General features: G+C 44.7%; 21 protein-coding genes. 13 read left to right on the top strand and 8 right to left on the bottom strand.

Translation table 11 applies throughout. The annotated features are described in order from the left end of the window. Nucleotides 1–100: 100 nt before the first annotated feature. Nucleotides 101–1,732, bottom strand: a complete 1,632-nt coding sequence (locus CF137_RS06150) for a methyl-accepting chemotaxis protein (RefSeq protein ID WP_139718390.1) — start codon at nt 1,730–1,732, stop codon at nt 101–103. Between the two features lie 416 nt (nt 1,733–2,148). Here CF137_RS06150 and mtnN point away from each other — a divergent pair, with 416 nt between their 5' ends. From mtnN to CF137_RS06085, 13 genes are all read left to right on the top strand, one after another. After that, on the top strand, nt 2,149–2,841 hold the full coding sequence (gene mtnN / locus CF137_RS06145; protein WP_139718389.1) for a 5'-methylthioadenosine/S-adenosylhomocysteine nucleosidase: 693 nt from the start codon (nt 2,149–2,151) through the stop codon (nt 2,839–2,841). After that, nucleotides 2,838–3,800 (top strand): cobalamin biosynthesis protein CobD/CbiB, encoded by a 963-nt coding sequence (locus CF137_RS06140; RefSeq protein WP_139718388.1) that lies wholly within the window; start codon nt 2,838–2,840, stop codon nt 3,798–3,800. Before mtnN ends, CF137_RS06140 begins: the two co-directional genes overlap by 4 nt. Beyond that, the gene (locus CF137_RS06135) at nt 3,793–4,626 is read left to right on the top strand and encodes a cobalamin-binding protein (protein WP_139718387.1); all 834 of its coding nucleotides are present in this window, start codon (nt 3,793–3,795) and stop codon (nt 4,624–4,626) included. Before CF137_RS06140 ends, CF137_RS06135 begins: the two co-directional genes overlap by 8 nt. Before the next feature lie 105 nt (nt 4,627–4,731). Continuing rightward, nucleotides 4,732–5,736: a UDP-N-acetylglucosamine 4,6-dehydratase (inverting) gene (gene pseB / locus CF137_RS06130; protein ID WP_139718386.1), complete on the top strand. Its 1,005-nt coding sequence runs from the start codon at nt 4,732–4,734 to the stop codon at nt 5,734–5,736. Next, complete coding sequence (pseC, locus tag CF137_RS06125) at nt 5,733–6,878, top strand: UDP-4-amino-4,6-dideoxy-N-acetyl-beta-L-altrosamine transaminase (RefSeq protein WP_139718385.1); 1,146 nt, start codon at nt 5,733–5,735, stop codon at nt 6,876–6,878. Before pseB ends, pseC begins: the two co-directional genes overlap by 4 nt. A gap of 27 nt (nt 6,879–6,905) precedes the next feature. After that, on the top strand, nt 6,906–7,622 hold the full coding sequence (gene pseF, locus CF137_RS06120; RefSeq protein WP_240038517.1) for a pseudaminic acid cytidylyltransferase: 717 nt from the start codon (nt 6,906–6,908) through the stop codon (nt 7,620–7,622). After that, the gene (locus CF137_RS06115; RefSeq protein ID WP_139718384.1) at nt 7,619–8,320 is read left to right on the top strand and encodes a PIG-L deacetylase family protein; all 702 of its coding nucleotides are present in this window, start codon (nt 7,619–7,621) and stop codon (nt 8,318–8,320) included. Before pseF ends, CF137_RS06115 begins: the two co-directional genes overlap by 4 nt. 7 nt (nt 8,321–8,327) lie before the next feature. Further along, entirely contained in the window at nt 8,328–9,365 is a 1,038-nt protein-coding gene (gene pseG / locus CF137_RS06110; protein WP_139718383.1) for a UDP-2,4-diacetamido-2,4,6-trideoxy-beta-L-altropyranose hydrolase, read from the top strand. Further along, complete coding sequence (locus CF137_RS06105; RefSeq protein WP_139718382.1) at nt 9,362–10,420, top strand: N-acetylneuraminate synthase family protein; 1,059 nt, start codon at nt 9,362–9,364, stop codon at nt 10,418–10,420. The genes pseG and CF137_RS06105 overlap by 4 nt, the downstream gene beginning before the upstream one ends. Continuing rightward, complete coding sequence (locus CF137_RS06100; RefSeq protein WP_139718381.1) at nt 10,417–10,878, top strand: acyltransferase; 462 nt, start codon at nt 10,417–10,419, stop codon at nt 10,876–10,878. Before CF137_RS06105 ends, CF137_RS06100 begins: the two co-directional genes overlap by 4 nt. After that, entirely contained in the window at nt 10,865–11,896 is a 1,032-nt protein-coding gene (locus CF137_RS06095) for a DegT/DnrJ/EryC1/StrS family aminotransferase (RefSeq protein ID WP_162515869.1), read from the top strand. Before CF137_RS06100 ends, CF137_RS06095 begins: the two co-directional genes overlap by 14 nt. Then, nucleotides 11,893–12,576: a WbqC family protein gene (locus tag CF137_RS06090; RefSeq protein ID WP_139718379.1), complete on the top strand. Its 684-nt coding sequence runs from the start codon at nt 11,893–11,895 to the stop codon at nt 12,574–12,576. The genes CF137_RS06095 and CF137_RS06090 overlap by 4 nt, the downstream gene beginning before the upstream one ends. Next, nucleotides 12,563–13,243, top strand: coding sequence for a class I SAM-dependent methyltransferase (locus CF137_RS06085; protein WP_162515868.1), 681 nt, complete (start codon nt 12,563–12,565; stop codon nt 13,241–13,243). The genes CF137_RS06090 and CF137_RS06085 overlap by 14 nt, the downstream gene beginning before the upstream one ends. Before the next feature lie 39 nt (nt 13,244–13,282). Here the strand turns inward: CF137_RS06085 and CF137_RS06080 are convergent, their stop codons facing one another. The 7 genes from CF137_RS06080 to CF137_RS06050 all read right to left on the bottom strand — a co-directional run. Continuing rightward, entirely contained in the window at nt 13,283–15,379 is a 2,097-nt protein-coding gene (locus CF137_RS06080; RefSeq protein ID WP_139718377.1) for a motility associated factor glycosyltransferase family protein, read from the bottom strand. Nucleotides 15,380–15,387: 8 nt separating this feature from the next. Next, the gene (locus tag CF137_RS06075; RefSeq protein ID WP_139718376.1) at nt 15,388–15,687 is read right to left on the bottom strand and encodes a hypothetical protein; all 300 of its coding nucleotides are present in this window, start codon (nt 15,685–15,687) and stop codon (nt 15,388–15,390) included. After that, nucleotides 15,684–16,097, bottom strand: coding sequence for a flagellar export chaperone FliS (gene fliS / locus CF137_RS06070; protein WP_139718375.1), 414 nt, complete (start codon nt 16,095–16,097; stop codon nt 15,684–15,686). The genes CF137_RS06075 and fliS overlap by 4 nt, the downstream gene beginning before the upstream one ends. A 43-nt stretch (nt 16,098–16,140) precedes the next feature. Beyond that, on the bottom strand, nt 16,141–17,529 hold the full coding sequence (gene fliD / locus CF137_RS06065; protein ID WP_139718374.1) for a flagellar filament capping protein FliD: 1,389 nt from the start codon (nt 17,527–17,529) through the stop codon (nt 16,141–16,143). Between the two features lie 29 nt (nt 17,530–17,558). Beyond that, nucleotides 17,559–17,996 carry a flagellar protein FlaG gene (locus CF137_RS06060; RefSeq protein ID WP_240038516.1) on the bottom strand — a complete coding sequence of 146 codons (438 nt, stop codon included), beginning with the start codon at nt 17,994–17,996 and terminating at the stop codon, nt 17,559–17,561. Nucleotides 17,997–18,031: 35 nt separating this feature from the next. After that, entirely contained in the window at nt 18,032–18,949 is a 918-nt protein-coding gene (flaB, locus tag CF137_RS06055) for a flagellin B (protein WP_139718373.1), read from the bottom strand. Between the two features lie 466 nt (nt 18,950–19,415). After that, the coding region (locus tag CF137_RS06050) for a flagellin (protein WP_275066013.1) at nt 19,416–19,898 on the bottom strand (483 nt) is incomplete at its 5' end.

Here is a 19,898-nt window from a genome sequence, read left to right as displayed (position 1 = left end):
CTCGCTTGCCTCTTCCATTGCAAATACGACGCCGAACTCGCAAACATTCCTTGTCCACATCAGCAGACTAATCGAGATGACACCATAGGCAGCCTCCATATCACGCCAGACGGAAGCGACCGATGGTCTGTTTCAGCCCAACAGCCAGCTGACTCAACTCCAGACAAGCATGGGCGGTATGATCTGCCCCCAGCGCGACCTCATTGGCGGATTCATTAATACGCTCGACATTGCGACCCAGCTCATCAGAAACCGCATCCTGCTCGCCACAGGCGCTGGCAATCTGGATTGCCATATCAGCAATCTGCGCCACCGCCTCTTCGATCTGCTGAATACCGGACCCCGTTTGCTCGCTCTGGATCACGCACTGGCGGATCATATCGCAGCTCAGACCGGTCACCTCTTTCGCCTGATTGGCGCGTGCTTGCAAGGTTTCGATGATGGCAACTATCTCGCCGGTAGACGCCTGGGTACGGCCCGCCAGAGTGCGCACCTCATCGGCGACCACGGCAAAACCACGCCCCTGCTCACCAGCACGAGCAGCTTCAATAGCAGCATTGAGCGCCAGCAAGTTGGTCTGATCGGCAATGCCTCGGATCACATCTACCACTACGTTGATCTGGGCAGACTCGCGCTCCAGCTCGGCCACCAACGTACCAGCCTGCTCAATCTCTTCGGCCACTCGGGTGATCGCAACCAATGAGCGCTGCACGTCCTGATTGCCGCTACGGGCCAGCGCATTGGCTGAACTGGCCGATTCGGACGCATTCTCGGTGTTGCCCGCAACATCGGCGACGGTCGCCTTCATCTGGGTCATAGCGGTCGCCACCAGCGAAATCTCCTGCTGCTGGCTCTGAATCCCTTTTGCAGACTGCTCAGAAACAGCGCTCACCTCTTCGATGGCTGTCCCAAGCTGGGTCACTGCGGCAACCACCTCTTCAATCAGACCTCGCAGGTTGTCCTGCATCTTGAGAGATGCCTTGGCCAGCAGTCCCAGCTCGTCACGGCCAATATGCTGACGATCCAGTTGATGAGTCAAATCCCCCGCAGCAATCGCATTGGCCTGGGCGACCACTGCCTGTAGTGGCAGACAGATTTGACGGGTCAGGAACCAGGTCATCGCCATCATAAACAGCAGCAGAGCGCCGATGCTGACCATGGCAAACGATATAACCATGCTGACGCTGTCCAGCAGGCTGCCACGGTTTTCTTGCACAAAACCGAGGTTCACATCGATCAGACCATTAACCGCCTGCTCCAGAGAGCCAAAAGCAGCATTCGAGGCAAACAACTGTGCCTTGGCCTGCTCTTGTTGTCCTTGTACCAACAGCAGATCAAACTCGTTCACTGAACGTTGATAACTGAGCCACTGTTGTTTGGCTTGATTAAACACCTGACGCTCGTGATCAGCACCGACGGTCGCCTCATAGGCGTGAAATGCATTGTCTACTTTCTGGATATTTTGCTGGATCCGGCTGCGACGAGCTTGCAGATCGGCGGCATCGTTCACCATCAGCAGGGCAAACTGAGCACGGCGGACATAGGAGACGTCATAGAGCAGGGTTTCAACCGACAGGACACTCGGCAGCGTAGAGTCGGTAAAGTTCAACACCCGATCACGCACACCACGTAACTCGCTGGAGAGAAAGATACCGAATATCACGTTGACGGCGGCAATGACCGCAAAGACCACGGCAATTTTTTTGCCGATGGAGAGATTCTTGTAAAACATAGTGGTTGGTGATCCTCTACTGCTGACAGGCGAATGGAGTGTGGCGATCACATCCCTATGAGCTGATACCCGGATCTTCCTGACGGGAAACATAAACAGAACGCCAGGAAGCTGGCATTCCGCAAAAACGCGCACTCTAGCACAAGGCGACCACATCCTCACTTTTCTTGAAAATTTAAAAACAAGCTAATAAAACGCAATTCGTGAGCAGGATCACGGCTTATACAAGCCTTCTTTAAGTCCTGTTTCCACGCTGAGGTTAGTCGGCATGTTGTGATCAACAAACGACAACCGAGTTGGTAAGGTGTGCGGCATTCATCTCTCCTTGCGTAGTGCCTCTCGGCGCCGACGCCATCTTTTGTTATGATCTACAGCAACTTAAACTCAGCCACACGGCTAGCAAGACGAGGTCAGCAATGAAAGTAGGTATTATCGGCGCCATGGAGCAAGAAGTAGCCCTGCTGCGCAGCCAGATGAGCAACCCCACCACCCTGCAACTGGGCGGCTGTGAGTTCTATCACGGGATGCTGGCAGGCAAAGAGGTGATCCTGACCCGCTCCGGCATCGGTAAAGTTGCAGCCAGCGTGGCGACCAGCCTGCTGCTGGAAAAGTTTGCCCCTGACTGCGTCATCAATACCGGCTCTGCGGGCGGCTTTGCCCAGGATCTGCACATTGGTGACGTGGTGATCGCCAGCGAGATGCGCTTCCACGATGTCGACGTAACCGCCTTTGGTTACGAGATGGGCCAGATGGCACAGCAGCCAGCCGCCTTCCCCTGCGACGAGAAGCTCATCGCGGTCGCTCAGGATTGCATTGCCGAACAGGGCAAGCACCAGACCAAAGTTGGCCTTATCTGCACCGGCGATCAGTTCATGTGCAAACCGGACGCCATCGCCAAGGCCCGCGCCGACTTCCCGCAGATGCTGGCAGTCGAGATGGAAGGTGCCGCCATCGGCCAGGTGTGCCACATGTTCAAGGTGCCCTATCTGGTAGTGCGCGCCATGTCCGATATCGCCGGCAAGGAACAGGTTGAATCCTTCGACGCCTTTATCGAAGTGGCTGGCAAACACTCCGCCGAGATGATCATCAAGATGCTCGGTAAGCTGTGATCGAAACCGGCTCGCTCGAACTGATGGCCGACGCCCTCCTCTCGACGACGGCGGCCATTCTGGTGGGTGCTGCCCTGCTTGAGGCGGTAATCCCGTGGCCATCCCATCTGCGGCTCTCGGCCGTCACGCCCCTGCTGACCCGACTGGGTCACAAGGTGCACAGAGCCGATGGTGCACCACGCCAGCAGCTGCAAGCGGGTATGCTGGCGATGCTGGTGGTCTGGGTGCCCTGCGCAGCCGGGCTCTGGTCATTGCGCAATCTGGCTCTGAGCGAGCCGCTGTTTGACCTGCTGTTCCTGCTCTTGATGATCGAGTCCCGTCCGCTGCGCGAACTCGCCCATGCCACCCGCTCGCTCGCCACGCAGGAGACCCTGCCGCTGGCAAGATTGCAGGCGGCTCCTTGGCTCAAACGTGACACCGGCAAGCTCTCGGCCATGGGGATTGCCAAGGCGGTGACCGAAAGTTGCGCCCTGCATCTGGTGAGTCAATGGGCTGGCCCGCTGCTGGGGTACGCTCTCGCGGGGGTACAAGGCGCACTGCTCTGGCGGCTAACCCAGCTGATGAGCCAGGGCTGGAGCATGAAAGATCCCGCCTTTGGCTATTTTGGCCGAGCCGCCAGCGCCCTCTATCAGGGGCTCAATGCCCCCACCATTCTGCTGCTGGGGCTGCTGCTCCTACTGACACGGCTCAAGCAGGCAGCCCAACTGCTGCGAAGTGGTGCGATCTGGCCCTACCCTGCTATCGGGATGCTGTTGACACTACTTGCGGACAAGTGCCGGATCCGCCTTGGTGGCCCCCGCTACTATCAGGGAACCTTGCAACGCTGGCCGGTACTCGGCAGCGGTGATGACCCCGATGGCGAGTCACCGCGCAAGGTACTCAATATTCTGCAAGCAATGGGCTGGGGCTGGTTGATGCTGGCGCTGCTTGTCACTGTGGCAGGGTTATTTCATGGTTAGATGGTTGCGATTGCTAATCTGGCTGCCCTGCGTACTGCTGGCCTGGTTGCCCGGTGCGCTGCTCGCCGCAACTCCGAGCCGGGTGGTAAGCGTAGTGCCCCATCTTACCGAACTGCTTTATGACATCGGTGCCGGTGACAAGCTGGTGGCCATCGATGATGCCTCCGACTATCCCGCCGAAGTGAAAAACAAGCCCAAGGTGGCCAATTATCGCAGCATCAATGTCGAGGCGCTGCTGGCGCAACAACCGGACCTGATCCTCGGCTGGCGCTCTGCCCAGTCACGAATGCTGGCACCGCTGGAACAACTCGGGATCCCGGTTTTCTACTCGGAGCCCACCGATTTTGCCTCGCTGGCTACCGAGATGCGGGCTCTCGGCAAAATGCTGGGGGTGGAGAAGAGTGCCAACGAAGCCGCCGATCGCTATCTGGGACGCCTGCATGACCTGCAACAGCGTTATGGTCAGCCAACCAACGTCAAGGTGTTCTACCAACTCTGGTACCCGCCGCTCACCAGCGTCAGTGGCCATGCCTGGCCTGCTCAGGCCATCGAACTCTGCGGGGGGATCAACATCATGGCGAATGCCAAGACCCCCTACCCTCAAGTGGACATGGAACAGGTGATCAGAGCTAATCCAACACTGATCCTGGCGGGGAGTCAAGATCCTGACGCCCTGCGTCATTGGCAGAAGTGGCCCAATCTGGACGCAGTGCAACATCAGCGACTCGATTTGATCAACTCGGATGAGCTGCACCGCTTCACCCCGAGAGCCCTCAATGCGGTGGAGCAGATATGCCGAGCCATTGCCCAACGCGACAGCAAGTAGCCAAAAAACAGCCATTCAGATCACACCTGCCAATATACGTCTGCAAATGGCATAAAAAGTGCTTTAGAATTCTATAGATACCAATCTTCATCATGGGACACCGTCATGTTTAATGGAAAAACAATTCTGGTTACCGGTGGCACTGGGTCATTTGGCAAGAAATTCATTGCAACCGTGCTATCCCGCTACCAACCCGCACGACTGATCGTCTACTCCCGTGATGAGCTCAAGCAGTTTGAAATGCAACAGCGTTTCAACCATCCCTGCATGCGCTACTTTATCGGCGATGTGCGCGATGCCGAGCGCCTCGACATGGCGATGCGCGATGTTGACTTCGTGGTGCACGCTGCGGCGCTCAAGCAAGTGCCAGCAGCCGAATACAACCCGATGGAGTGCATCAAGACCAACATTGGAGGAGCCGAAAACGTCATCAAGGCTGCGCTCAACAATGGCGTACAGAAAGTCATTGCACTCTCCACCGACAAGGCTGCCAATCCAATCAACCTTTACGGGGCTACCAAACTCTGCTCCGACAAGCTCTTTGTCGCCGCCAACAATATGGCGGGCAAGAACCCGACTATCTTCTCGGTGGTGCGTTATGGCAACGTTGTTGGCTCAAGGGGCTCAGTGGTTCCCTTCTTCGACAACCTGATCAACAGTGGGGCAGATATGCTGCCGATTACCCATCCCGAGATGACCCGCTTCTGGCTGACCTTGCAGCAAGGTGTCGATTTTGTTCTTAGCAACTTTCAGCGTATGCGCGGAGGCGAACTGTTCGTGCCGAAAATTCCGTCGGTCAGGATCACCGATCTGGCGGCGGCCATGGCTCCGGCCCTTAAACAGGAGATCATCGGTATCCGCCCAGGGGAGAAGTTGCACGAGGTGATGTGCCCGGCAGACGACTCTTTCCACACCTACGAGTTCAACGATTACTACGTGATTGCCCCCAGTATCACTTTCAATAGCTGCAACAATGATTTCAGCACTAATGCGCTAGGTGAAACAGCTACGCTGGTCATGCCGGGGTTTGAATATAACTCTCTCAATAATAAAACTTTTCTCTCTATCGCTGAACTACAGCACATGAATCAGCAGGTGCTATCAGAATGATCCCCTATGGTAAACAGGACATATCAAAGGCTGACATCTCGGCCGTATGCGATGTCCTTGCGTCTATGTATATAACTCAGGGCCCCAAAGTCGCGGAATTCGAACAAGCACTGTGCGATTATACTGGCGCAAAACACTGCATTGTTGTTGCGAGCGGCACCGCAGCATTACACCTTTCTGTCGCAGCACTAAACCTACCGGAAGGCAGTGAAGGTATCACGAGTGCAAATACCTTTGCCGCAACCGCCAATAGCATGGTGTATTGTGGTCTAATACCTGTATTTGCCGATATTGATAGTGTCAGTTACAACATTGATCCATGTAGCATTGCAAAAAATATAACTCCAAAAACGCGCTTGATAACTCCTGTACATTTTGCTGGTCAACCAGCAAATATGGAGTTAATAAAAGAGATTGCCGACCAAAATAATTTAAGGGTAATCGAGGATGCTGCACATGCAATAGGTTCATCTTATAAAGATGGGTCTCTTGTAGGCTGTTGTAAATATTCAGATACAACTATATTTTCATTTCATCCAGTAAAAACTATCACCTGTGGTGAAGGTGGGGCGATCCTGACTAATGATTCATCCATTTATGAAAAAATATTGTTACTTCGCAATCATGGTATAACTAAAGATGTGACTAAACTAACGATCGACCCAGGTCCATGGTTTTATGAAATGCAGACTCTTGGCTGGCATTATCGGATGACTGATATACAAGCAGCGTTAGGATTAAGTCAATTAAAACGGCTGAATGAATTTAAGGCACAACGACGAGCATCTGTTGCTCGTTATAATAAAGCATTTTCAGACACCCCATGGATAACTATTCCGCATGAAGATGAAAATGTATCATCCTGCTTTCATCTATATGTAATACTTATTGATTTCATGGCTATTGGTAAAACAAGAAGTCAAGTCATGGACGCTCTTTTTAATATCGGAATCGGAACCCAAGTTCATTATATTCCCGTTTATCACCACCCTTGGTATCAGCAAAGATATAATTACCAAGAGGGCATGTGCCCAATAACAGAAAAATATTACCAAACATGCCTTTCATTACCACTATACAGTACGTTAAGTAATGCCGAACAAGATCAAGTCATAGAGGCGATACGCCTTCTATCCAGTTAACTTTATCAAAGTCTGATGGTCATATGTATGGAAACACCACCTGAAATTAAGCTTGCAGTAATCCCTGCTCGAGGAGGAAGTAAACGGGTCCCACAAAAAAACATCCGTTTATTCGCAGGTAAACCCATGATTGCGCATTCGATTATAGCTGCGCAAAATTCGCGATGTTTTGACCAAATAATTGTTTCAACTGATGATTCACATATCGCGGATATAGCTAGAGCATATGGAGCCAAGGTACCTTTTATGCGGCCTGATGCATTGGCAGATGATCATGCAGGCACTCAGGAGGTCGTTGCTCATGCCATCAACTGGGCCAGGTCACAAGGATGGCAGTTAGGTCCAGTATGTTGTCTGTATGCGACAGCTCCTTTTGTACGGGCCAAAGACCTATCTCTTGGTCTCCAAATGCTAAATGAAAGTGAACAACACTTTGTTTTCAGCGCGACTAATTTTGATTATTCACCGTACAGGGGATTTGTACGGGCTGGCAAAGGGGTCGAAATGCTCTTTCCTCAACACTTTACAACCAGGTCTCAAGACCTACCGCAAGTTTTACATGATGCAGGCCAATTCTATTGGGGCCAGGCTAGTGCATGGCTTAAAGACATGCTGCTGTTTAGTCACAACGCGACACCGCTCATACTCCCACGCCATCTGGTAATTGATATTGATACTCCAGAGGACTGGTCTCATGCTGAGCTGATGTGGCAGTTCCAAAAGCAACAAGGCCTTATTCTATGACAACAGCTCCTCGCAAAGTATTGGTTGTAGCTGCACATCCTGATGATGAGATTTTGGGATGCGGAGCTACTATAGCCAGCCACATTGAACATGGAGATCAAGTTTCCGTGCTAATTATGGCTGAAGGTGCTACCTCACGACTTTCCAGACGCAATCGTACCGAGGTAAAAGATGAATTGTCAGAACTTCATCTGGCAGCACAGGCGGCCAATGATATTCTTGGAGTAACAAGACTCCAGCTATTGGATTTTCCTGATAATAGGATGGATAGTGTTGATCTTCTTGATGTAATCAAAGTTATTGAAGCTGAAATAAATGCGTGGCAACCTGATATCCTGTACACACATCATGCTGGTGATGTAAACATTGACCACCGAGTCATACATGATGCAGTCATAGCCGCAGCTCGTCCGCAGCCATCAAGTAACATACAGACCCTGCTTTTTTTCGAAATAGCATCGAGCACTGAATGGCGCCCAACAGCCTCAGCGCAACAATTCAGCCCTAATTGGTTTGTCAACATTACCAATCATTGGCAAAAAAAACATCTCGCGCTAAATGAATACCACTCAGAAATGCGTCCATATCCACACCCTCGCTCCATTGAGGCACTTGAAAGCTTGGCCAAATGGCGAGGTTCTTCTGTCGGTTATGCATATGCAGAAGCATTTATGCTAGGCCGACATATAATATCATAGGTACTTCATGATAATTTTTCGTGCTGATGCATCATTGATATTAGGGCATGGCCATGTAATGCGTTGCTTGGCGCTTGCTGATGCATTCAGATCGTTAGGTGAGAATTCGTTATTCATATTCTCAAAAGAAGGAAATGCACTTGCGCAAGAAGTGGTGAAGAGAGGCTATCAATATTTCACTTTAACTAAAAATTATAATCTCAATCTTGATGAGGGTGAAATAATGGATGCTAGAGAAACACTTACTGCTATGCCTGGATCTACCAGGTTAGTGGTTGCTGATCATTACCATTTGCAAACGCATTGGGAATGTATTATAAAAAATGCTGCGTTACCACTTTTAGTTATAGATGATTTATTTCGTCATCACATGAGTGATTTCTTACTTGATCAAAACATAATTACAGCCAAAAATAATGATAGTTATAAAGTACCAAAAACAACATCCTGTTTTTTTGGTCCGACATACGCCTTACTATCTTCTTCTTTTCAAGATTTAAGAAATCAAGTCAATATTAGAGAATATATAGAAACCGTACTTATCTTTTTTGGTGGTAGCGACCAAGATAATGAAACAGAAAAAGCGCTATTGGGTACTTTATCTACCAACAAAGACTTTCATATTGATGTTGTTGTCGGTAGCAGTAATCCACATAAAGCCAGGTTATTAAAAATATGCCATGACAGAAATATTACATTACATGTACAGACACCTCACATGGCAAAACTGATGTTAGATGCAGACCTTGCAATCGGAGCAGGTGGCAGTGCATCTTGGGAAAGATGCTGCATGGGATTACCCTCTATTGTCTCTATACAAGCAGACAATCAAACTCCGATTGCCACGGTATTACATCAACTCGGCGCTGCATATAATTTAGGAATGACGACAAACCTGACATCAGCAGACTATAAAGAAGCACTGCTATCAATTACCCCGCAGACACTGAGCAAAATGTCTAATGCTGCACTATCGATAACAGATGGCAAAGGTGCAATCCGTGTTGCATCTTGCATACTCACAGCTATTGAGGATATGCAATGAATATTGATATGGACCATGTATTTTCTGCACAAGCAGCTCATAATAAATCTCCCTTTATCATCCTCGAAGCAGGTATTAACCACAATGGCGATATCGCTATAGCAAAAGACATGATCTGCATGGCTAAAAGCTTGGGAGCTAACGCAATCAAGTTTCAAACGTTTAAAGCAGAGGAGTTTGTCGGTGATCCAGAACTACAATTTACCTATCAATCTCAAGGTGAATCTGTTACTGAATCAATGTTAGATATGTTTAAACGTTATGAATTTACGTACGATGAATGGTGGATGCTTAAGGAATACTGTGATGAACAGAGGATTATGTTTCTCTCCACACCTCAAAACCCTTCGGATATGAAGTTGCTACTTGAATTAGGTGTCCCCGCGCTAAAAGTAGGATCTGATGATTTCACCAACATTCCTTTGCTAAAAGAGTATAGCTCCCAGGGACTTCCATTACTGATTTCATGTGGTATGGCAGATATGGCAGAGGTATACCAAGCCCTTGACATAACCGGTGCATTTATAGGTAAGAAAGTTGTGTTAATGCTTTGTACTTCACAATACCCTACACCATCGAGTGATGTTAATTTGAACAAGCTGAAAACACTATCAGCTGCATTTCCAAATATAACGCTAGGTTTTTCTGATCATACACAAGGACCATTAGCTGCGACAGTTGCTTATGGACTTGGAGCCGTTGTATTTGAAAAACATTTCACCCTTGACCATCAACTTCCTGGTCCGGATCACTGGTTTTCAGAAGATCCGGTTGGGGCAAAAGAATGGATAACTGCTATTAATACTGCTTATCAAATGATGGGATCTCCACATATAAAACCTACTGATGCCGAGCAGAATATGAGGATATTAGCACGTCGTAGTATTACCATTTTATCTGATATAAATCCAGATACTCCCCTCACAGCAATGAATATTGGGCTGCGACGCCCAGGGAACGGTCTGCCTCCAATGTTTTTCAATGAAATCATAGGAAAAAAAACATCACGAGCTCTTATTAAAGGACAACTATTGAAATGGGAGGATATTTCATGAATGACTATGAAAAATACAAAAAACTCTTCCATAAACTGACGAGTTTTAAAGAAAATCCATACCATCCATTTGTATGGATCCTGGGTGAACCTACAATAGGTAATAATGTATACATCGGTGGTTTTAGTGAAATTAATAGTCAAGGTGCAAGTATTTTAATTGGAGATAACTGTGACATAGCATCATTTGTTTCAATTAACTGTGCCGACTCTCATTTAAAATGTATTGAACTGTCCGAGAACATTGTTCGCAAAGATATTATATTAGAAGATCACATTTTTATTGGGTCTCACTCGGTCATTAAGGGCGGTGCTCATATTGGGCACCACTCTGTAATTGCTGCAGGGACGGTTGTCAATGCTGGCTATGTACCACCATACTCATTGGTTGTTGGAAATCCAATGGTAATTAAGGCTGGATATTATGAAAAAAACAAGGATGACAATGATCCCTCATAATAGACCGACCATTGGGCATGAGGAAATTTTAGCTTCCAATAGAGTCCTCAATTCAGGTTGGATTGCTCAAGGAGAAGAAGTTGCAGCTTTAGAGGCTGAGATCGGGGCATTTATCAATCTTCCCGCAGAGAATGTCGTTGCGGTATCAAGCGGATCTTCTGCGCTGTATTTAGCATTGAGCATTGCAAATGCTGTTGATAAAAAAATTTCCGCACCAGCATATTCATGTCGCTCCATTTGGAATGCAATCCAAATGGCCCGTGGATTGGCTGTGTTTAGGGATAATTCACCTATATGGCCAAACGCACCAATCGTTAATAAAAATGAACATATAGACATATCAATTGTGGCTCATATGTTCGGAATACCAGATGATAGCGTTTTAACCCATGATTATTCTTCATTTATTATAGAGGATGCAGCACAAGCCATAGGTGCAAAAATAAATAATAAATCTGTCGGCATATTTGGTAATGTCGGTATATTTTCACTAGGTGCAACAAAGCCGATTACAAGTGGTGGGCAAGGAGGAATATTTTTCTCACGAGAAAAGGAGTTGGCAAGTATAGCAAGGAGCATGCGTGATTATGACTGCATTATGGATCACCGCTCCTTTAAATTTAATTTTCAAATGACTGACATCCAAGCTGCTATCGCCAGAGTCCAACTCACACGACTCCCAGAATTTATTCGTCGTCGAGAAGAAATTTTTCAAAAATACCTATCATCCGGACTGAGTCTCATCGATGGTAAAAATGAATACATAACACCAATAAGGTATAGAGCCGTCGTTTTAAATACCCACGATAATATTTCAAAGTGCAGGAATGCACTCCTTTTACATGGCATAAAAAGCATCATTCCAATAGAGAACACTGAGTTACTCTCCCTTGGTTTATCCACTCCAAATGCGGTAGCCTTAACTAAAAATAGCTTATCTATTCCATTATATCCCTCATTGGCAGATCATGAAGTAGATAAAATAATTAGCATCTGTTGCAAAGCGTTAAAAATATGAAAGTTAGCATCCATCAACCAGCATATCTACCTTGGCTTGGCTACTTTGACCGTATAGCTAAAAGTGATTTATTTATTTTTTTGGACAATGTTCAATTCGAAAAAAATAGCTACACCAATAGAAACATAATCAAAGGACCAAATGGGCCTCAATGGTTAACTATTCCAATAAAACAAAAAGGTCATTTACATAAAAAACTAAATGAAATAGAAATTGCCACAGATATAGACTGGAAATCAAAACATTTAAAATCAATAAAAAATTGCTATGCACGAACTGAAGGTTTCAATGAAAAATATGAAAAAATACTTTCACTATATGATGCTAACGAAAAAAATCTCTCTAATTTATGTTTTACGCATCTGCTTTTCTGGCTCAATGAGCTAAACATTGAAACCCCCATTACAAGAGCATCAAATTTAATTACAACTGAGAAAAAATCAGATTTAGTCCTTGAGCTTTGTAATATGCATAATGCTACAGACTATATCTCTGGCCCAATGGGAAAGGACTATTTAGATGAAGTTAAATTCAATCGTCACGGAATATTAATCCACTACCATCACTACCAACCACGCCCATATGAGCAATTATTCGGATCCTTTGTTCCATTTATGGGAGTTGTTGATTATTGGTTTAACCAGAGAGATAAGGAGAGCAATAATTATGGCATTTTCTAATGAATGGGATGAACAGTATAAAAACAACCATCATATGAGCATTTGGCCTTGGAGTGACCTTGTTTCTAGCATATATCGATACGCAAATCCTAAAAATGGATATAAACGAGTTCTAGAACTAGGCTGTGGAGCTGGTGCTAATATCCCCCTATTTTTGTCTCTTAACTTTGATTACTATGGTATTGAAGGCAGCCAATCTATTTCCAAGAGAGTCATTGATAATTACCCACAGCTTAGCAAGAGAATAATCACCAGTGACTTTGCAAAAGAACACCTTTCACAATTCAATGATATTATTGATGTTGTTGTAGATCGTGCTTCCATTACTCACAATGATACATTAAGTATCGAAAGAATCCTTAGATCCATTTTTTTATATCTTAAACCAGGTGGTAAATTTATCGGTATAGATTGGTTTTCGACAAACCATGGTGATTTTCATCGTGGAATATCGGTAGATACATATACAAAGAAAGATTTACCTTTTGATAGCCAATTTTCAGGTGTTGGTCAAGTACATTTTAGTGATAAAAATCACATCATTGAGTTATTTTATAATGCCGGATTAACCATTGAAAGGCTAGAACATAAAGAACGTAATATAGAAATCCCAATGAATCAATGCCACTTTGCAAGCTGGGATATAATTGCTATTAAACCTATCTGAAAATAAAGGTGACACCAATAAATATTGGTGTCACCTTTATCATTGTACTTTTCTAAAATGGCCAATAATATCCAAACTATTGTCATCCATATGATTTAGTGCATTAGGGTACATTTCTTTAATTTCTCGCATGAAATTAACTGTTATCTCTTTTACTTCATTTAATAACTTAATGTAAGCATCACTTTCATTAAAGCTATATAGTATAGTTGTAATGAATGAAAAATAATAGTTTATCGAACCAACTAAAACTCGATGTATATGTGATTGCTTAGTTGACAAGAGATAATTTAGATAATCATAATGCCTCTGCATCATTTCTGAAATATCTCTTTTATTCAGGTCAATATCTTCCCACTCTGACTCCATCAATGTTACCAGCTCATCAAATGTCTCAACAGACAGAGCTTCTTTTATATCCTCTATGGATATAGATAGTGATTCAAAGCAATTATTATATATACTTTCTACAATGCTATTTTTATCAATGATTTTCTCTTTAATATTTACATCATAGTATCTTAACGGTGTGGCTCCTCTAACTAGAGATCCATCACTACAGTTAGAACAGCTAGCATCAGGATACATAGCAATCACTTTGGCCATTGAGTTTGCAGATAGTCCAAACAGGCAGTCAGAACTGATCTCGCCACCAAAATTAGCAGGAACAAGGAATGTCTCATTAGAGGTAACTGCATCTGTTAATTCTTTAATAGCTGAACCATTATCTTCATAATACGCACTATGACGAGAATGATGATGATTTTTTTCTTTATAGCCATTATCTAGGCCAAACATATATATATTCTTGAAGCCCAAAGTCATGGCATAACTTAAGCCCGTATTTCCCACCAAAGGATTTACGTATGGTAGATAACCAAATTTATGTAAATCAGGTCGATTAAGCATCAACATAGAAAACATAGCTTCATTATGTTTAAATCCAAGTGCAGACTTGGAAAAATACCGTCTGCAATCCGGGTGTATAACATCAACACTTAAAAAAAGTATATCCTTCAAATACTCTTTATCATCAAATATATCAAAAAAATCAGCCATCGACTTGGTTCTTTCTACTGCGACACATATATCTGGTTTTATGCCAGCCTTATGTAGAGCTGATACAGTACTACCACATGCAATAATAATAGCTTTCTCTTTATTAATTTTAATATAACTAATCGACTCATCCAGTGATGGACCATTGCCTATAACAAAAACAGGTATGTTCCTATAGGATATATCTACTTGTTTATCTTTCAAAAGAAAAGGCACTTCCTCACTTATATTTTTTGCACTGTGAGCAATTGCAAATAGATTATCATCAAAAAAACCCCAGCCTGTTTTCAATAAATAAAACTCTTTTGCAACACGATCTATAAGCGAAAATATTTCTGGGGAAGGATAATGCCAAAATGCAAACATACTTGCTATCCAGAATGCACCTCTCTTGTGAAGCCCTGCAAGCAGATCTTCGATAATACTATCTTGATCTTGTCCTAAAAAAATATGTAATCCTAATTTCTCTTGTTTCAAATATTTCAGGAGTGGAGCCCAATCAAACGAAAATAATGAAGCATAAAAAATATCCATATCCGGTTCAAATATAAAAAGATTTTTTATGCTACAGCGCTCATATAACAACCCCAATTGATATCCCAAACCGACACCAAACATGAATGCCATTGGCATACTATCTGGAATTGAGGACGTTTTCTCCTGGACACTCTCAGCTTTAATATAACATTCAGCCAATAAATTAAGATACTCGACATGGACTTGATTCATGTCATTTTCACTTACGTTATAAATGAAGCGCTCAATTTGAGATGTGGCTAATACATATTCAATTTGCTCATTAGCCTGCTGATATGGATCATCACCATATAGAGATACATTATCATCTAACCACAGTAAATTCGGTATTCCATTCTCATTGCAAAAAAAACGAAAAGCTCGCTTTGGTTTATATTCTTTGAATTGCATATAAACATCAGGAATATATTCACTAAATGCAGCCATATTATCAGAAAAGCGTTTTGGTAGTACATCCGCCATTGCTTGCTCTTGATTTTTTTGCTCACGCAACCTAATTACTTCACACTCAAGAGATTCTATACTTTTGTCAAAATTCATGAAGAATCCTATTTGGAATATGTCTTATATAGTTGCGATACTTTCTCAGCAGCCATGAAATCTCGTAGTTTAATTTCTATTTGTTTTTTCTGCTCTTCTATCAATACACAAATTTTTTGATCTTGCTCCAATGCTCTCGTCGCTGCAGCAACAAAATCAGCTGAATAACTTTCCTCAATACAGTTATCTTGTAGCCATTGTAAACGAAGATCAACAAGTTCGTGAGCAAGATCCAATTTATGATTACAGAAAGCACTCGCAATTCTATCACTAAAATCATTCAAATCATCTGCTTGCTTTGTTGTCATAATGAAGCCTGACGAGCTAAAGCCAGCTCCCTCTCTTCCAGGGGAATAGAATCCCAGCCACTCTTAATCGTCAGCATCAAATCAAACACTTCATCTATAGGTGCTGTATCCATGTCACGGCTAGCATCCAGTATCCTTTGCTTCATATAATCATAAAGAGAAAAAAGATCCTCTGGTATTTTCCCATATGAAAGATCCAATGCCTCTTGTAGGCCATAAATCAAACCCAAAGCTTTTGAGATTGCTAAAGATTTACCCTCAAAATCTTTTCGCAATATGGCACCTTTAGCTTGGGCTAAACGTTCAATACAGCCTTGCATCATAAGCTGGATAACACGATAAGGATCAGCCACTGCCAGTTCAGATTGAATATTCTGAGTTGTATATGCCTTTATTTTTTTCTGATACATAATCACTCCTATCATATCAGTATAATTTGGCTGATTTTAAACTTTAGCTACTTTTCGTTGATGTTTGGATATTATTCAAATAAGATGCAGAACGGTTCATTTTGGCTAGTAATGCATCAAGTCCACCATACTGAGCCCGCAGACTAGCTTCATATTTTACTAGCTGTGCCGCAGCATCTGCCTCTTTTTGTGCTAAAGAACGCAGTTCTGTATTAAGAGAGTCTTCTCGCTGTGCAACTAATCCACCACTTTTGGAAAAACTCTCTAATGATGTGGCCAACTTACCAGCGACACCTTTTTCTCCACCAAAAACAGCGACAACTTGCTCGAAATTTTTATCTAATACTTCATTAAACTTTTTTTCATCTAAAGATAGGATACCTTTATTATCCATCTTGATCCCAAGTTGAAAAATCGTAGAAATATCTTTTGATGTCTCCGATGGGGATACTATTATACTACTCATGAGGTTCACAACACTGCGAGTCATAGAATCACCCGCCAAGGCACCACCATCATCCTTGGTCACACCAGCCACAACTGAGTTTCGTTTTCCTAATGCATTAGCCTTACCAACCAGGTCGTTATAGCCAGCAACAAACCCTTTGACCATCTCTTTGATACCATCTTTATCTGTCGTGACATCAATTTTATTAGATTTGGCAAGTCCAGCTGTATCCTTATCTGAGGTGCGTAATACTGTGAGCTTCAATCCCACGATCGTGCCATCGAATGTATTCGTATCACTTGTCAGTGTGCTGCCATCGACAGAGATTTCCGCACTTCCAGCAGATAGAGTCTTAGTGAGTGCAGAAGTAAAAGGATCCAACCCACTCGAACTTCCTGTTATTTGCAGATCCTTCCCTGTGCCACTTACACCTGAATCAATTACTAGCTTTGATTTTCCATCGGAGGTATTAATTATATTCGCAGTCAAGCCGAAGTTATTGCCATTATTATTAACCCGCTTACGAATGTCCTGCAGGGAATCTCCATTTTTTACATCAACTGTAAATGTTTTATCACCGGCTTTAAACGTCAAGGTTCCATCTTCGGTGACCAGAGGATTTGTTGAGCTATTGAAAGTCCCTTCAAATTTACTAGTAGTCGCTAATTTATTTACTACAATATTGTATTGACCATTAGATGCTCCTGTTTTACTCTCTGCCTTGAGAACAGGGTTATCCTTATCCTGTGTCACATTCACGGATCGCTTATTAAAAGCATCTGTTTTTGCCATCTCTTTAAGGTTAGTAACATAAGAACTGATGGCTGACTTTAGTTGCCCAAGACCAGACAACGTAACCTGAGCATTGACTCTTTTCGTCACTATAGGTTGTTGGATCTGTGCCTTTCTTGCTTCGAGGCTGGCAGATATTACACTTTCCAGATCTATACCAGATCCAGCCCCGGCTGAAGTAATCGCTGCCATACCTCTTTCCTCGCTTGACTTATAAAAATTTAAATTTCGCTATCCAGTAGTAGACCTAGTTTTGACGATGCTCCGAATTCTCCTTCACGAAGAGCCTGGATCCGTTTATTTATCGCAAGCAGCTCCTCACTGGGGATCTGCCGGATCACTGACTTAGTGTCCGCATCGACCACTTTGATAACTACTTTATTCAAGTCCTGCTCCATACTGAAACTGACCGTCCACCCCTGCGACGCTCCAAAATCCTGCAATTTTTGTACCTGAATGGCCAGCTCACTTTCACTTTCTTTGCTTGACCGACTTGAAGTAACCGTGACCTCTTTGTCCTCTGATTGCTCAGACTGTATTTTTGCGGATTCTACCAATCTGTCCGAAAGTGTTTGAGCGGCCTGCGGGCCGCTCTTCTCCTTCAACAGTGCGGAAGAGCCGTTAGCAGATGACAGGCTTCCCATATCGATAGTCATCATTTCTCTCCCCTCTTGAGATCATAAATCTGGTGGCCTTAGCCCAGCAGGGATAGAGCTGACTGCGGACGCTGATTTGCTTGCGCTAAAATACTGGATGCAGCTTGCTGCAGAATATTCTGCTTGGTCAAGTTAGCCGTTTCTGTCGCAAAATCTGCATCACGAATACGCGAGCGTGCTGCGCTCAGGTTTTCTGATACGTTAGCCTGGTTCCTGATTGTTGAGTCAAAACGGTTCTGCACCGCACCCAGCTCGGCACGCTTACTGTCTACCGCCTGGATCATGTAATCCAGGTTTGCCATTGCAAGTTGGGCTGATGAAGCATCCTTTATACTCTGCACTGTCGCTACGCCTACAGCAGTACCTGCAACTTGTGTGACTGAATATGGCTCATTTGTCGTAGTTACTGTTACGCTTGCGACAGTAGCACTGCCTTTAGTCGCACTGGCAATACCTGTCAAAGTAAATGCAGACGTCATCTTGAACGAGATGGTCTGTGCTGCATCGGCACCAACCTGGAATGACCCCTTGTAACTCCCATCCAGTAATTTCTGCCCACCAAATGTGGTGTCAGATGAGATGCGATCAATTTCAGTGGTTAATTGGTCATACTCTTGCTGCAATGCAACCCGGTCATCCGCATTATTAGATCCGTTAGACGATTGCTGAGCCAGAGTTCGCATCCGCTGCAGCATTGAGGTCACTTCATCCATCGCACCTTCTGCTGTTTGCGCAACTGAAATGCCATCATTAGCATTGCGGTTACCTTGGGTAAGACCATTGACCTGAGAGGTCAAACGGTTGGATATCTGCAAACCGGCCGCATCATCCTTGGCACTGTTGATACGTAGACCCGAAGCGAGTCGGGTATAGGAGGTATCCAACGCTTTGTTGGTATTCATCAAGTTACGCTGAGCGTTCAATGATGAAATGTTGGTGTTAATGTACATGGCCATAAAATATTCTCCCGAAGAACATGCGACTGCGGGTTGTGCTGACTACGCAACAGCCCACCAGTTGAAGAGCAGGTTGAACAGCCTGGCTCTTCTGGCGGGTGGCTGTTTGAACGAACAGGTCACCCGCAGTAGTGCAAACGTTGGATTCCGAACACCCCTCGATTGCCTCACTCTATGTAACGGCTGCGCAAGATTAATGTTTAGGCAAAAGATTGCCGAAAGCGGCAAAAAGATGCCACATAAGGTTTAAGTTACAGGTGGGGACCCAAATAAATCCAAATATAGAGATGTTGAGAAATGCGAGAGGAGAAGTACCGCTAAAAAGAAAACCCCCGATGCAGTACATCGAGGGTCTGAGGTCAGCAGCCACTAGCGTTTTTTAGATCTAAACATCAAATCCAAACAGCTAAAAACCATAAGTTACGATCACCGTAGCCACTGCGTGAGCATAAACATATCACCTTGCCTAACCCAGTAGTGACAGGGCTGATTGCGGACGCTGATTTGCTTGCGCCAGAATACTGGATGCTGCTTGCTGCAGAATATTCTGTTTGGTCAAGTTAGCCGTTTCTGTCGCAAAATCTGCATCACGAATACGCGAGCGTGCTGCGCTCAGGTTTTCTGATACGTTAGCCTGGTTCCTGATTGTTGAGTCAAAACGGTTCTGCACCGCCCCCAGCTCGGCACGCTTACTGTCTACCGCCTGGATCATGTAATCCAGGTTTGCCATTGCAAGTTGGGCTGATGAAGCATCCTTTATACTCTGCACTGTCGCTACGCCTACAGCAGTACCTGCAACTTGTGTGACTGAATATGGCTCATTTGTCGTAGTTACTGTTACGCTTGCGACAGTAGCACTGCCTTTAGTCGCACTGGCAATACCTGTCAAAGTAAATGCAGACGTCATCTTGAACGAGATGGTCTGTGCTGCATCGGCACCAACCTGGAA

The sequence above is a fragment of the Aeromonas sobria genome (assembly GCF_006243315.1).
GTDB classification, from domain to species: domain Bacteria; phylum Pseudomonadota; class Gammaproteobacteria; order Enterobacterales; family Aeromonadaceae; genus Aeromonas; species Aeromonas sobria_A.
This window is presented reverse-complemented; position numbering and strand designations above follow the sequence as displayed.

Coding starts and splice junctions, on each gene's coding strand:
- CF137_RS06150 (WP_139718390.1), bottom strand. CDS start 1,732: ATGTTTTACAAGAATCTCTCCATCGGCAAAAAAATTGCCGTGGTCTTT.
- mtnN (WP_139718389.1), top strand. CDS start 2,149: ATGAAAGTAGGTATTATCGGCGCCATGGAGCAAGAAGTAGCCCTGCTG.
- CF137_RS06135 (WP_139718387.1), top strand. CDS start 3,793: ATGGTTAGATGGTTGCGATTGCTAATCTGGCTGCCCTGCGTACTGCTG.
- pseB (WP_139718386.1), top strand. CDS start 4,732: ATGTTTAATGGAAAAACAATTCTGGTTACCGGTGGCACTGGGTCATTT.
- pseC (WP_139718385.1), top strand. CDS start 5,733: ATGATCCCCTATGGTAAACAGGACATATCAAAGGCTGACATCTCGGCC.
- pseF (WP_240038517.1), top strand. CDS start 6,906: ATGGAAACACCACCTGAAATTAAGCTTGCAGTAATCCCTGCTCGAGGA.
- CF137_RS06115 (WP_139718384.1), top strand. CDS start 7,619: ATGACAACAGCTCCTCGCAAAGTATTGGTTGTAGCTGCACATCCTGAT.
- pseG (WP_139718383.1), top strand. CDS start 8,328: ATGATAATTTTTCGTGCTGATGCATCATTGATATTAGGGCATGGCCAT.
- CF137_RS06105 (WP_139718382.1), top strand. CDS start 9,362: ATGAATATTGATATGGACCATGTATTTTCTGCACAAGCAGCTCATAAT.
- CF137_RS06100 (WP_139718381.1), top strand. CDS start 10,417: ATGAATGACTATGAAAAATACAAAAAACTCTTCCATAAACTGACGAGT.
- CF137_RS06095 (WP_162515869.1), top strand. CDS start 10,865: ATGATCCCTCATAATAGACCGACCATTGGGCATGAGGAAATTTTAGCT.
- CF137_RS06090 (WP_139718379.1), top strand. CDS start 11,893: ATGAAAGTTAGCATCCATCAACCAGCATATCTACCTTGGCTTGGCTAC.
- CF137_RS06085 (WP_162515868.1), top strand. CDS start 12,563: ATGGCATTTTCTAATGAATGGGATGAACAGTATAAAAACAACCATCAT.
- CF137_RS06080 (WP_139718377.1), bottom strand. CDS start 15,379: ATGAATTTTGACAAAAGTATAGAATCTCTTGAGTGTGAAGTAATTAGG.
- CF137_RS06075 (WP_139718376.1), bottom strand. CDS start 15,687: ATGACAACAAAGCAAGCAGATGATTTGAATGATTTTAGTGATAGAATT.
- fliS (WP_139718375.1), bottom strand. CDS start 16,097: ATGTATCAGAAAAAAATAAAGGCATATACAACTCAGAATATTCAATCT.
- fliD (WP_139718374.1), bottom strand. CDS start 17,529: ATGGCAGCGATTACTTCAGCCGGGGCTGGATCTGGTATAGATCTGGAA.
- CF137_RS06060 (WP_240038516.1), bottom strand. CDS start 17,996: ATGATGACTATCGATATGGGAAGCCTGTCATCTGCTAACGGCTCTTCC.
- flaB (WP_139718373.1), bottom strand. CDS start 18,949: ATGGCCATGTACATTAACACCAACATTTCATCATTGAACGCTCAGCGT.